Below are 13081 nucleotides of genomic sequence, written 5' to 3'. Positions count from 1 at the left end.
CGCACCTTTCATGATCACACGCCCGTCTTCGGGGCGAGTGTTAAGGGGATGCATTGCCCGCTTGCACTTTCTTGGTCCGAGGTGGAGAGCGATTGTTGGGGGTGGGCAATGGTTTTCCCTCGCGCCATCCCGCCGCTCAGCCGCTTTATGCGCGGCATGGAAGCACAGGTGAGGTGAGGCTCTGCCATGAGCGTCAAGGTGGCCTTTCCCCACATGGGAAACGCGTACATACCCCTCCGGGCCTTGCTGGAGAGCCTGGGCGCCGAGGCGGTGGTTCCGGAGAGGCCGAACCGCAGGACCGTCTCCGTGGGCGCGCGCCACGCCCCGGAATCCGCCTGCTTGCCCTTCAAGGTGACCCTGGGGGACTGCATGGACGCTCTGGAGCGGGGGGCGGAGCTCCTGGCCATGGTCGGCGGTATGTGGGCCTGCCGGTTCGGCCATTACGGTAGGGTGCAGCACATGATCCTGAGGGATCTCGGGTACCGTTTTCAATCCCTCATCATCAGCCGCGAGAACGTGGGCGAGGTATTGGAGGCGCTGCGCCGCTTCCTGGGCCCGGAGGCCCTCCGCAGGGTGCCCGCGGCGCTGGCCATGTTCCGGGCCAAGGCGGCGGCGGTGGAGGAGGTGGAGAGGTGGGTCCGCTGGGCGCGCCCCCGGGAAGAGGTCTCCGGAAGCGCCGACGCCCTGTGCGACCGTGTCCTGGCGGAGCTCGACGGGGCCGACACCCTGAGGCGGGTACGGGAGCTGCGCCGCCTCTTCCGCCTTGAGGTGCGTACCCTGTCCATAGATAGGGGGTTCGAACCCCTGCGTCTCAGGCTTGTGGGCGAGCTCTACGTCCTCCTCGAGCCGGCCCTGAACCACGACCTGGTGAGAAGGCTGGGCAGCGTGCACCGTGCGGAGGTGCAGCCCGTGCTCTCCACTTACCGCTGGCTCCTGGGGCCCCTCTGGCTGGACCCCCGTATCCAGTTCACCGGCTACGTGGCCCGCCGGCGCGCCCGGCCTTACCTGCCCTACGTGCTGGGCGGGGAGGAGCACATGACCCTGGCCGGCATCCTCACCGCCGCCCGTGAGGGGTTCCACGGGGTCATCCACGCCTATCCCCTCACCTGCATGCCGGAGAACGTCTGCCGCGCCGTCATCCCGGGCATCCCCGCTGAAAAGCGCCTTCCCTACCTTTCGCTCTGCATCGACGAGCACACCTCGGCGGCGGGGATGGAGGTGCGTCTGGAGGCTTTCCTGGACCTGGTGAGGAGCAGCCGACAAGCGAGCGAGGGGGCTCGAGCGGTTACCGGAGCGTATATCCCGGGGTCCCTCAAGACGGCGGAAAGGGCCTTCCCCTGGGCCGCTCGGAACGGGCCGCTTCTTCGGTGAACGGACATTGTTAACCGCTCCTCCCTGTGCTATAAATGGTCCGGAATGGAGCATTTCAAGGATGAGGAAAGCCTGATCGCCTCCGACGAGGAGGAGTTCCGCCTCTCTCCCGGGGACTTCGCTTCCGAACTGGTAGCAGCTTCCAGATTTGAGCTGGACCTCAACGACTGCTTCGGTTGCGCCAGGTGCAGTTCCGTGTGCAAGGCGGCCCTTTTCCATTCCCACGAGGAACCCCTGACGCCCAGGGCCGTACTCTACCTGACCATCCTGGGGGAACCCGGGGAACTCCTGCGCAGCCGCTTCATCTGGATGTGTTCCGGGTGCCGGCGCTGCGAGGAGAGCTGTCCCCAGGGGGTGAGCATCTCGGAGGTGATAAGGGCCCTGCGCCACCTGGCCCTCCAGGAGGGCATCCCCAATCCCGTAGCGGCCAGGGTCAACGAACGGATGTGCATCCACTGCGGAGCATGCGTGAGCGCCTGCCCCCACGGGGCCGTATCCCTGGTTGAGGGCGGCCCGCGCGGCCTGGTGGCCAGAGTGGACCCCTCCGAATGCCGGGGATGCGGAGGTTGCTCCGCGGTCTGCACCAACGGGGCGGCGCAGCAGGCGGTGCTCAACGACCCGGAGATCCTGGACTATTTGAGCGGAGGTTAAGCGGTGAGGATCTACGAGCGGCTGGGCGAGGGGTTCCGGGAGGGAGGACCGGATTACCTCCCCTCCCTGGCCGTGTTCCACTGCCGCTGGTGTTTCCCGGACGCCGAACGGGTGCGGGCCATGCTTCCCGAGAGGGCGGCGGAGAAGGCCCTCCTGGTGAGGGTGGACTGCACGGCGAGGATCGAGGCCGAGTTCGTGGCCAAGGCCTTCTCCGAGGGCTACGACGGGTTGCTCGTCCTGGGATGCGAGCTTGGAGAATGCCACCACCTCACCGGCAACCACCGGGCGCTCAAGAGATTCGCCCTCCTCCGGAACATGCTCTCCCTTCTGGGGATCTATCCGGAGAGGCTGCGCTTGATGTTGGCCCCGCCCTTCGACGAAGAGCTGGTACGCGCTTCCATATCCGAGTACGTCAGCGAGCTGGGGGAGCTGGGCTCCTTCAGGTACCTGGGCTGAGTCCGAGGCGGTTCGAGTACGGGGGTTTCCGAGGATGGAGGAAAGGCGGGAAGAGCAAGCCAGGGAGCGGGCCCGCTCAATGCTCCTGTCGGGCGAGGCCCGCGCGGTCCTGGGCCTGCGGGGTGGGCGTGGCCAGGTGCTCCCCTACCTCTTTTCCCGGCCTGAGGAGCTGGAGGACCTGAGCCTCTCCGGGATATATCCCCTGGCCAAGGTGGCCCTGCGCCTCCTGGAAAAGTGGGAGGGCGGAAGGCTGGCGGTCGTTTCCCGGGGGTGCGACGAGAGGCACTTCGTCGAGCTGGAGAAGAAGAACGCGCTGGACACGAGGAGAGTGGCTCTCATCGGCGTGGCCTGCACAGAGGAGGAGGCCCGTGAGTGCGGGTGCTCGCGCCCTTATCCGAACCGGGTGGACGCCGGACACCCCCTGGCGGATGCGGATTTCTTTGACCGCCGCGAGCTGGAGGAGCTCCTGGGGATGAAGGTCTCCGAGCGCCGCCGTTACTGGACGGAGGTGTTGAGCCGCTGCATAAAGTGCTACGGCTGCCGCAACAGCTGCCCCCTGTGCAACTGCGTGGACTGCCGCCTGGAGGAGTCCCGCTGGGTGCGGGTAGGAGAGATACCCCCCGAGTATCCCTCCTTCCACCTCATCCGGGCTTTTCACCTGGCGGACAAGTGCGTGGACTGCGGGGCCTGCGAGAGGGCCTGCCCCATGCACATCCCCATCCGGCGGCTGCACCGCCTGATCGGGGAGGAGATGAAGCGGCTCTTCGACTACCGGGCCGGGAGGGACGCGGGCGAGAAGTCCCCCCTCCTCACCGACCTCGAGGAAGGGCCTTTCGCAACGGAAGGGGAGGATGAGGTGGCGAGGTTCATGGAGGCCGTCGCCCGGGAGGTGGGCTGGGTTGGACTATAAGGCGGTGCCCTCGGTATGCCCCTACTGCGGCTGCGGCTGCGGCCTCTACCTGGAGGTCATGGAGGGCCACCTGGCGGGTACCCTGCCGTCACCCAGCCATCCCATCAGCCGGGGTTCTCTTTGCATCAAGGGCTGGTCGGCGCACGAGTTCGTGGAGAGCGAGGCCCGCCTTGCCCGTCCTTTGTGGAAGAGAGGTGCCAACCTGGAGCCCACCGACTGGGACACCGCCCTCTACTTCGTGGCCGAGAGGTTGAAGGCCATACGGGACCGCTACGGGCCCCGTTCCATCGCCTTCCTCTCCTCCGCCAAGTGCACCAACGAGGAGAACTACGTGTTCATGAAGTTCGCCCGGAGCGTGGTGGGGACCAACAACATCGACCACTGCGCCCGGCTCTGCCACGCGCCGACGGTGGCCGGCCTGGCCTACGCTTTCGGGAGCGGGGCCATGACCAATTCCGTCCCCGAGCTGGATGAGGCCTCGTGCATCCTGGTCATCGGCTCCAACACCACCGAGAACCACCCCATGATCGCCTCGCGGATCATCAACGCCCGGGAGAGGGGAGCCTACATCATCGTCGTGGACCCCCGGCGCATCCACCTGGCCAACTACGCCGACCTCTACATCCAGCCGCGCCTGGGGACCGACGTGGCCCTGGTGAACGGGATGATGAACGTCATCATCCAGGAGGGGTGGCACGACAGGGAGTTCATCCGCTCCCGGACCGAGAACTTCGAGGCTCTCCGGGCCAGGGTGGCGGAGTACACCCCGGAGAGGGTGCGGGAGATCACCGGGGTGGAGCCCGGGCTCCTGCGCATCGCCGCCCGCACCTACGCCCTCTCGCCCAACTCCTCCATCGTCTACGCCATGGGCATCACCGAGCACGTCACGGGGACGGACAACGTGCTCACCCTGGCCAACCTGGCCATGCTCTGCGGGCAGGTGGGCAAGCGGGGCAGCGGCATCAACCCCCTGCGGGGCCAGAACAACGTGCAGGGCGCCTGCGACATGGGCGGCCTGCCGGACGTGTACACCGGCTACCAGAGGGTGGACGACCCCGCGGCGCGGGCCAAGTTCGAGGAGGCATGGGGGGCGCTCCTGCCGGAGGAACCGGGCCTCACCGTTGTGGAGATGATAGACGCCGCCGCGGAGGGGGAGATAAGGGCCATGTACATCATGGGGGAGAACCCCATGCTCTCCGACCCGGACATCAACCATGTGCGGGAAGCCCTGGCCAACCTGGACCTTCTGGTGGTCCAGGACATCTTCCTCAACGAGACCGCGGAGCTGGCCACTGTGGTCTTCCCGGCCTGCAGCTTCGCCGAGAAGGACGGGACCTTCACCGCCACCGACCGCCGGGTGCAGAGGGTGCACCGGGCCATAGACCCGGTGGGCCACTCCCGGGCCGACTGGGAGATCGTCTGCGACCTGGCGCGGATCATGGGTGCCGGCGGTTTCGCCTACCGCGGTGCGGAGGAGATCTTCGAGGAGATAACCCGCCTGACCCCTTCCTACGCGGGCATGAGCTACCGTCGCCTGGAAGAGAACGGTTACCTGCAGTGGCCCTGCCCCACGGAAGAACATCCGGGCACGGAATTCCTGCACCGGGAGGGGTTCGCCAGGGGGAAGGGGCTCTTCACCCCGGTGACCTGGAAACCTCCCCTGGAGGTGGCGGACGAGGAATACCCCCTCTACCTGACCACCGGCAGGGTGCACTTCCATTACCACACCGGGACCATGACCCGCAGGAGCCCCACCCTCAACCGGGAGATGTCCTTCGGTGCCGTGGACCTCAACCCCCGGGACGCGGAGCGTTTGGGGGTGGAGGACCACGAGCTGGTCAGCGTCAGTTCGCGCCGCGGGGAGGTCAAGATAAGGACCCGAGTCACGGAGATGGTCCCCCCGGGCGTGGTCTTCATACCCTTCAACTTCCGGGAGAGCGCGGCCAACGCCCTGACCAACCCGGCTCGCGACCCGGTGTCCAAGATACCGGAGTTCAAGGTGTGCGCCGTGAAATTGGAAAAAGTTACCACAAGGAGGTAGGCTCTCCTTGAGAAGGACCAAGACCAAGCGGGAGGACGAGGACGCCATCCGCATCCGCCAGGCCCTCTGGGTCGAGGAATACGTCCTGACCTTCGACAAGCGGACCTGCATCGGGTGTGAGCTCTGCCGCCAGGCCTGCCCCAAGGAGGCCATAACCCTCAAGGTGGAGGCATCACGCGCCGTCCCCGAGGTTGACGAGGAGGCCTGCTCCTTCTGCGGCCTGTGCACCGCCTTCTGCCCGGTCAACGCGGTGTCCATGGTCTACCGCAATACATGGAAGGGCACGGAGGAGGAGGTGCGGCCCATCCTTGACGTGGGCGGCATCCCGCACTTCTCCCGCGGCATGGAGCTCGATGCCTCCCTGTGCCCGCCGGGGTGCGACCTCTGCGTAAAGGCATGTCCCCGGGAGGCGCTACGGGTAGAGGCCTCCGGCGTGGTCCTCGACCGCGGGAGGTGCCTCTCGTGCGCCCACTGCGCGGACGCCTGTCCCATCGAGGGCGCCATCCGGGTGACCAGGCTCTTCGAGGGCACCATCGAGGTGGAGGTGGAGAAGTGCCCGCCGGGGTGCGACCTCTGCGTGCGTGCCTGTCCCACCCGCAGCTATACGCCGCTCGAGGAGCGAGGGGTGAGGGTGGACTCTCGCCACTGCATCGCCTGCGGGGCCTGCCTGGTGGCCTGTCCCCACGGGGCCATCGACCTGACCCGATTGCGGCTGAGGTCGGAAGAGGACGGATATTCGGCGGTGTGGAGCCGGGCCGTGGACCGCCTCCTCTCGGAGAACGCGCGCTTCCTGATGCACAACGAGGGGAGCCTTTACCAGCTGGTGGAGATGCTCAGGAAATCCCGTCTGTGACTTTCACGCGGGAAGCGAGCCGGGGAGTGAGAGGCGAGGAAGGTGGAAGGATATGGAAGAGAATGCCCGGGCTGAGGAATCCCTTCCGGAGATTGCGGAAGCGGGGCCTGAACCCGAGACGGAGGAGTCGGAGGAGGAACTGCGTATCGGCGTGTACGTCTGCCACTGCGGGCTGAACATCGCCCAGGTGGTGGACTGCGCGGCGGTGGCGGAGTACGCCGCCACCCTGCCCGACGTGGTGGTGGCCCGGGAGAACATGTACTCCTGCGCCGACCCGGGCCAGATACAGATCAAGGAGGACATCGCCGCCTACGGCTTAAACCGCGTGGTGGTGGCCGCCTGCTCGGTCAAGATGCACGGGCCCACCTTCATGAACGTGTGCCAGGAAGCGGGGCTCAATCCCTACCTCATGATGATGGCCAACATCCGGGAACACTGCTCCTGGGTGCACCGGGACGATCCCGAGGGAGCCACCCGGAAGGCCATGGAGCAGGTGAAGATGGCGGTGGCCAAGGTGCGGCACGCCCACGCCCTGCACGACCGCTACGTGCCGGTCAAGCGCGCCGCCCTGGTCATCGGGGGCGGGATGGCCGGTATGCAGGCGGCGCTGGACATGGCCGACGCCGGATACCCCGTCTTCCTGGTGGAGAGGGAACCCTTCCTGGGAGGAAGGGCCGCGCAGCTCCTGCGCACCTTCGACCACATGGAGCGCATGTCCTGCCTGGTATCGCCCCTGGCCATGAAGGTGCTCAACCACCCGCTGATCAGAGTCTTCACCCTCACGGAGGTGGAATCCATCTCCGGTTACGTGGGCAACTTCCAGGTGCGGCTGGCCCGGCGGCCCCGCTACGTCGGCGAGTCCTGCGACGCCTGCGGGGCCTGCGCGGAGGCCTGCCCGGTGGCCGTCCCCGATCCCTTCCAGGTCGGTATGGCGGAAAGGAAGGCCATCTACCTGCCCCACCCGCAGGCCGCCCCCTACCTCTACTGCGTCGACGAGGAGGCCTGCACGCGCTGCGGGGCCTGCGCGGAGGCCTGTCCCCGCTCCGCTGTGGACCTGGGGATGGAGGGCGGGGAGGAGACGGTGGAGGTGGGGGCGGTGGTCCTAGCCGTGGGCGCTCAGCCCTACCGGCCACCGGAGGAGAACCCCTGGTCCTACGACGGGAAGAGCGACGTCTTCACCTCCCTGGAGATGGAGCGCATGCTCCACCCGCTGGGCCCCACGGGCGGCAAGCCCCTGCGCCGCAGCGACGGCCGTCTCCCGGAGAGCCTGGCCTTCATCCAGTGCGTTGGTTCCCGGGACCCGGAGGGCAACGCCTGGTGCTCGCGCATCTGCTGCATGAACACCATCAAGCAGGCCCTCATCCTGAAGGCCCTCTACCCCTCGGTGCGCATCTACGTCTACCACCGGGACATCCGGGCCTACAAGAAGGACCACGAGGACCTCTACCGCCTGGCCCGCGACCAGGGGGTCATCTTCCTGCGCGCGCCGGTGCGGGAGGTGGTGCCCGGGGAGGGCGGCCTGGTCATCCACGCCTACGACGAGGTAATGCGCCGTCCCGTCCGCCAGGAGGTGGACATGGTGGTGCTAGCCACGGGGATGGTCCGGCGTGACAGCGTGCAGCGCCTGCAGGACATGCTCAAGGTCCCCTCCAGCGCCGACGGGTTCCTCATGGAGGCTCACCCCAAGCTGCGGCCCCTGGAGACGGCCATCACCGGGGTCATGCTGGCGGGCTCCTGCCAGTTCCCCAAGGACCTGGGGGACTGCCTCCTGCAGGGGAGCGCCGCGGCGGCCAAGTGCCTGGGCATCCTGGGCAAGGAGGAGATGCGGCTGGACGCCATCATCGCCCACGTGAACCCCGAGAGGTGCAACGGCTGCCTGGTGTGCTTCAAGCGATGCCCGTTCTCCGCCATCGTCGTCGACGAGGTGGAGGTGGATGGAAAGAAGAGGAAACGCGCGCGGGTCATCGAGGCTTCCTGTAAGGGGTGCGGCATCTGCGCCGCGCGCTGCAAACAGAAGGCCATCGAGGCCCGGGGCTTCAGCGACCCGGAGATATTCTCCCAGATCGACGCGGCCCTGGAGGAGGACCCCGGGGGCAAGGTGCTTGCCCTGGTATGTCACTGGTGAACGTACGGGGCAGCAGACCTGGCAGGTGTCAGCAGGCTTCAGTACCCGACCAAGGCGAGGATCGTCCGGGTGATGTGCACCGGGAGGATCAGCCAGGAGATGATACTCCACGCCTTCGAGAAAGGCGCCGGGCTGGTCCTGGTGGGCGGATGCCATCCGCCCGGGGACTGCCGGTACATAAACGGCAACCTGCAGTGCGAGGAGATGATCAAGAAGCTCAAGGAGAAGGTCCTACCGGAGAAGGGGATAGACCCGGAGCGCCTGCGCTTGGAGTGGATATCCTCGGCTGAAGGTAATATTTTCCAGAAGGTGATGCGCGAGATGTGCGAGCAGCTCGAGGAGGCGAGAAAGGGGGTGAGAGGATGAGCCCCATGGTCTTCGTCTGCACCACCCCGCGGGAGAGGCTGGAGGACCTCCGGGCGCTGGGGGACCACCTGCGGGAAACGGGTTACGATGTGGTCCTCGGCGAGGAATGGTGCAGCCCGCGGGGACAGGCGCTTCTCCGGGAGAGGTGCGCCGGCGAGGAAAGGGTGGCCCTGGTCTGCAAACGGGGGCTGGGAAAGGAGGTCTTCCGGGGAGCGCTGCCCGGGGAGGCCGGGTTCCTCTCCTACGAGGGGACGGAAGACCCCAAGGACCTCGCCGTGCGCATCCACGAGGAGATGACCCTGATGCCCACCGGCCGGGTCCTGCTCCCCCCTCCCCGCAGGGAGGTGCTGGTGGTGGGAGGTGGGGTTGCGGGGGTCTACGCGGCCCTGGACACCGCCGAGCAGGGTTACCCCGTCTACCTGGTGGACAAGGACCCCTCCATCGGGGGCATCATGGCCGCCTTGGACAAGACCTTCCCCACCATGGACTGCTCCATATGAATACTGGGTCCCAAGCTGGTGGAGGCAGCTAAGCACGAGAACATAACATTGGTGACCAATACCGAGGTCATCGGCGTGGACGGGGAGGCCGGCAACTTCACGGTCACCCTGCGCCGGAACCCCTGGTACGTGGACATCGAGAGGTGCAACGGCTGCGGGGCCTGCGTGGACGTGTGCCCCATCGTGGTGCCCCACGAGTGGGACATGAACCTCAAGCCGCGCAAAGCCATCTACGCCATGTTCGCCCAGGCCGCACCCATGAAATACGTGATCGACCGGGAGAGGTGCGTGGAGTGCGGGCTGTGCATGCAGGCCTGCGGGCTGGACGCCATCGACCTCTCCCAGGAGCCCTACGAGGAGAAGTTGGAAGTCGGGGCCATAGTGGTGGCCACGGGAGGCCAGGTCTTCGACCCCTCGGCCATCCCCCGCTACGGTTACGGCCGCCAGGAGAACGTGGTCACCAACATGGAATTCGAGAGGATATGCAACGCCGCCGGCCCCACGGAGGGGGAGCTGGTACGTCCGGACGGGAAGCACATCCGCTCCGTGGCCTTCGTGCAGTGCGTGGGCTCGCGGGACGTCAACCACAACCCCTGGTGCTCCTTCTTCTGCTGCATGGCCGCTGTGAAGGGCGGCCGCCTGGTGATGGAACACGCGCCCGGTGCGGAGGTCCTGGTCTTCTACAACGACCTGCGGGCCTGCGGCAAGGGCTTCGAGGAGCTCTACCGGCGCTCGGTGGAGGAGGGGATGCGCTTCATCCGGAGCATCCCCACGGTCTACGAGAACCGTACCCGCAACGACCCGATCATAGTGTACGAGGACCCGGAAACGGGGAGGATAGAGAGGAAAGAGGTCGATTTGGTGGTCCTGGCCTGCGGGCTGCAGCCATCGCCGGCGGGCAGGAGCTTGCGGGGGTTGCTGGGCCTGCCCCGTGACGGTTACGGCTTCATCCGCGAGGCCCACCCAGTGGACGGGTTGTGCGAGACGCCGCGCGAGGGCGTCTTCATCGCCGGCGTGTGCCAGGGACCCAAGGACATACCGGACTGCGTGACCCACGGCAGCGCCGCCGCGGCCAAGGTGGGCATCATCCTCTCCGGTAAAGGAACGGAGTCCTGTTCTGATGCATGATACGGGCGGCGGGCAAAGCCGCGTGAGGGCTTGGGGAGGCGCTACCGATGGAGACTCGGAAAGAGGGGATCACGGTGGAGTTCTTCGGGCCCTTCCGGGAATATGGAAAGAATTACCAACTGGACCTCGAGGAGCCCGTGACCTTCGAAGAGCTGATCTCGAGGCTGGAGACGCGCCTGGGGCCCTCCTTCGGGGAGAGGGCGCGCAGGAGGAACACCACCTATATACTCAACAGCAGGATCGTGGAGGCGGAGAAACTGGGAAGCACATCCGTGGAGCCGGGGGACCGGGTGGCCTTCGCCCTGCTCATCGGAGGCGGATGACGAGGAGGGATGGTAGATGAAGGGATACGCCGGAAAATACCTCAGGATAGACCTTGGAACGGGCGAGATCAAAAGGGAGAGGCTGCCGGAGGAGGTGGCCCGGGCCTTCATCGGGGGATACGGCCTCGTGGCCTGGACCCTGTACAACGAGGTCCCCGACGGCGCCGACCCCCTCTCGCCGGAGAACGTCCTCTGCCTGTGGACGGGGCCGGTGGCCGGGACCCTGGTCCCGGTGTCCTCCAAGTACATCGTGGGCGCCCGCTCCCCGGCCACCGGCTTCATCGGCTTCGGTATCGCCTCCGGTGGCGTGGGTTCCGAGCTCAAGGCGGCGGGCTGGGACGGCATAGTGATCACCGGCAAGGCGTCCCGCCCCACCTACGTGCTGGTCCAGAACGACAAGGTGGAGCTGCGCGACGCCTCCCGGCTGTGGGGGAAGACCACCTGGGAGACGGAGGAGCTGATCAGGGAGGAGCTTCGCGACGACGAGGTGCGCGTGTCCGCCATAGGGCCCGCCGGGGAGCTCCTCTCCTGCCTGGCCAACATCACCAACGACCGCAACCGGCAGGTGGGCCGCTCGGGGATGGGGGCGGTGATGGGCTCCAAGAACCTCAAGGCCATAGCCGTGCGGGGCACGGGGAACGTGGAGGTGGCCCATCTGGAGGAGCTGCTGGAGTACTGCCGCGACCTCTACCAGAGGTGCCGCGGCCCGGCCACCGAGAAGTACCGCATCCTGGGGACTCCGGCCAACGTCCTGGTGCACAACCGACTGGGATGCCTCCCTTCCTATAATTTCCAGAAGGGCACCTTCGAGCAGGCGGAGGCCGTATCCGGGGAGACCATGCTCAAGACCATGGTCAAGAAGATCGTGGCCTGCCCCGCCTGTCCCATCGCCTGCGACCACATCAACCTGGTGAAGGAAGGGCCCTGGGCGGGGACGGTGGCCTCCATGGACTACGAGTCCCTGGAGCTATTGGGCCCCAACTGCGGGGTGGCGGACCTAAACGCCATCACCAAGGCGGTGGAGCTCTGCGACACCCTGGGGGTGGACACCATATCCGCCGGAGTCACCGTGAGCTGGGCCATGGAGGCCTACGAGAAGGGGCTCTTGACCGGCGAGGACGTGGACGGGCTGGACCTCCGCTTCGGCAACGGCGAGGCCATGGTGGAGGCGGTGCGACGCCTCTGCCTGCGCGAGGGGAGGCTGGGGGAGCTCCTGGCCGACGGGGCGGCCCGCGCCGCGGAGAAGGTGGGCAAGGACTCCCACAAGTTCGCCATGGTGAACAAGAAGTTGGAGTGGGGAGCCTACTCCCTGCGCTCCCTGCAGACGGCCACCCTGGGCTTCGCTACCAGTTTGCGCGGCGCCTGCTACCTGCGCTCCGGCTCCTACCAGGTGGACGTCAAGGGGCAGGTGGACCGCTATCACCTGGACCGCTCCCGCGGCAAGATCGTCTTCGACGGTGAGAACCTCTACGCCATCATCGACTCCCTGATCATCTGCAAGTTCACCCGGGGCATCTACAAGGACAACGACGAGCTGGCCAAGGTCATCCGCCTGGTGACCGGGTTCGACATGGACGCCGAGGAGATGATCAAGGCCGGGGAGCGCATCCACAACATGGCCAAGCTGTTCAACGTGCGCTTCGGCGCCTCGCGCAAGGACGACTACCCGCCGCCGCGGGCCTTCGAGGAGAAGATGTATGACGACGTGAACAACGGGGCCATAATAGACCGCGCGGAGTACGAGGAGGCCCTCTCCGGCTATTACGAGTGCCGGGGATGGAACGAGGAGGGCATTCCCACCAAGGCCAAGCTGGAGGAGCTGGGCCTGGACACTACCCTGGGGGTGTGAGCCGTGGAAGAGGCCAAGAGGATCATCGTCTGCGACACGGACAAGTGCACCGGCTGCGAGATCTGCGAGTACGTGTGCTCGGTCTTCAAGGAGAGGACCATCAACTGGAACAAGGCGCGCATCCGCCACATCCGCATCGAGCCCACCTTCGACATCGCCATCGCCTGCCGCAAGTGCGAGACGCCCCTGTGCGTCAAGGCCTGCCCGCGGGAGGCCATCCTGGAGCAGCCCGACGGGTCGATCCGTATCGAGAAGGACAAATGCAACGGGTGCGGTTGGTGCATCGAGGCCTGCAACTTCGGGGCCCTTAAGCTGGACTGGGACCGCAAATGCGTCTTCGCCTGCGACTTCTGCGCCGACCTGGACCAGCCCAAGTGCGTGGAACTCTGTCCCTTCCAGGCCCTGGAGTACACCACCCTGGACCAGGTGGGGCTTGAGGCCGGGAAGAAGGCCTTCCTGCGCATCATCGAGGAACTGGAGTAGGCGGGGCATGAGGCGCCCCATCCAC

Annotated in this window: 12 protein-coding genes and 1 pseudogene; all 13 read left to right on the top strand. The window is 66.5% G+C overall.

Going from position 1 to position 13081, the window contains the following annotated elements; genetic code table 11:
- The first annotated feature begins 186 nt into the window (after positions 1 to 186).
- The 13 genes and pseudogenes from H7007_RS04365 to H7007_RS13675 all read left to right on the top strand — a co-directional run bounded on the left by H7007_RS04365 (position 187) and on the right by H7007_RS13675 (position 13056).
- A complete protein-coding gene (locus tag H7007_RS04365; protein ID WP_287153359.1) occupies positions 187 to 1371 on the top strand; it encodes a hypothetical protein in 1185 nt (394 codons plus the stop codon).
- A gap of 45 nt (positions 1372 to 1416) precedes the next feature.
- Positions 1417 to 2022 (top strand): 4Fe-4S dicluster domain-containing protein, encoded by a 606-nt coding sequence (locus H7007_RS04360; protein ID WP_287153358.1) that lies wholly within the window; start codon positions 1417 to 1419, stop codon positions 2020 to 2022.
- A 3-nt stretch (positions 2023 to 2025) separates the two neighbouring features.
- On the top strand, positions 2026 to 2478 hold the full coding sequence (locus tag H7007_RS04355; RefSeq protein ID WP_287153356.1) for a hydrogenase iron-sulfur subunit: 453 nt from the start codon (positions 2026 to 2028) through the stop codon (positions 2476 to 2478).
- A 34-nt stretch (positions 2479 to 2512) separates the two neighbouring features.
- Positions 2513 to 3388, top strand: coding sequence for a 4Fe-4S dicluster domain-containing protein (locus H7007_RS04350; RefSeq protein WP_287153354.1), 876 nt, complete (start codon positions 2513 to 2515; stop codon positions 3386 to 3388).
- The gene (fdhF, locus tag H7007_RS04345) at positions 3330 to 5429 is read left to right on the top strand and encodes a formate dehydrogenase subunit alpha (protein WP_502754845.1); all 2100 of its coding nucleotides are present in this window, start codon (positions 3330 to 3332) and stop codon (positions 5427 to 5429) included. The genes H7007_RS04350 and fdhF overlap by 59 nt, the downstream gene beginning before the upstream one ends.
- A gap of 7 nt (positions 5430 to 5436) precedes the next feature.
- Positions 5437 to 6282: a 4Fe-4S binding protein gene (locus H7007_RS04340; protein WP_287153350.1), complete on the top strand. Its 846-nt coding sequence runs from the start codon at positions 5437 to 5439 to the stop codon at positions 6280 to 6282.
- 52 nt (positions 6283 to 6334) lie between these two features.
- Entirely contained in the window at positions 6335 to 8407 is a 2073-nt protein-coding gene (locus H7007_RS04335) for a CoB--CoM heterodisulfide reductase iron-sulfur subunit A family protein (RefSeq protein WP_287153348.1), read from the top strand.
- Between the two features lie 12 nt (positions 8408 to 8419).
- Positions 8420 to 8773 (top strand): annotated as a pseudogene (locus H7007_RS04330) (hydrogenase iron-sulfur subunit); the annotation flags it as partial.
- A complete protein-coding gene (locus H7007_RS04325; protein ID WP_287153346.1) occupies positions 8770 to 9273 on the top strand; it encodes an FAD-dependent oxidoreductase in 504 nt (167 codons plus the stop codon). The pseudogene H7007_RS04330 and the gene H7007_RS04325, both read left to right, overlap by 4 nt.
- Positions 9274 to 9291: 18 nt before the next feature.
- Positions 9292 to 10401, top strand: a complete 1110-nt coding sequence (locus tag H7007_RS04320; protein WP_287153345.1) for a 4Fe-4S binding protein — start codon at positions 9292 to 9294, stop codon at positions 10399 to 10401.
- Positions 10402 to 10448: 47 nt separating this feature from the next.
- Positions 10449 to 10724: a MoaD/ThiS family protein gene (locus tag H7007_RS04315; protein ID WP_287153343.1), complete on the top strand. Its 276-nt coding sequence runs from the start codon at positions 10449 to 10451 to the stop codon at positions 10722 to 10724.
- Between the two features lie 16 nt (positions 10725 to 10740).
- Positions 10741 to 12573: an aldehyde ferredoxin oxidoreductase family protein gene (locus tag H7007_RS04310; protein WP_287153340.1), complete on the top strand. Its 1833-nt coding sequence runs from the start codon at positions 10741 to 10743 to the stop codon at positions 12571 to 12573.
- A gap of 3 nt (positions 12574 to 12576) precedes the next feature.
- Positions 12577 to 13056 carry a 4Fe-4S dicluster domain-containing protein gene (locus tag H7007_RS13675; RefSeq protein WP_287153339.1) on the top strand — a complete coding sequence of 160 codons (480 nt, stop codon included), beginning with the start codon at positions 12577 to 12579 and terminating at the stop codon, positions 13054 to 13056.
- Positions 13057 to 13081 lie beyond the last annotated feature (25 nt).

This window comes from Candidatus Solincola tengchongensis (assembly GCF_015711935.1).
GTDB classification, from domain to species: Bacteria; Actinomycetota; Geothermincolia; order Geothermincolales; family RBG-13-55-18; genus Solincola_A; species Solincola_A tengchongensis.
This window is presented reverse-complemented; position numbering and strand designations above follow the sequence as displayed.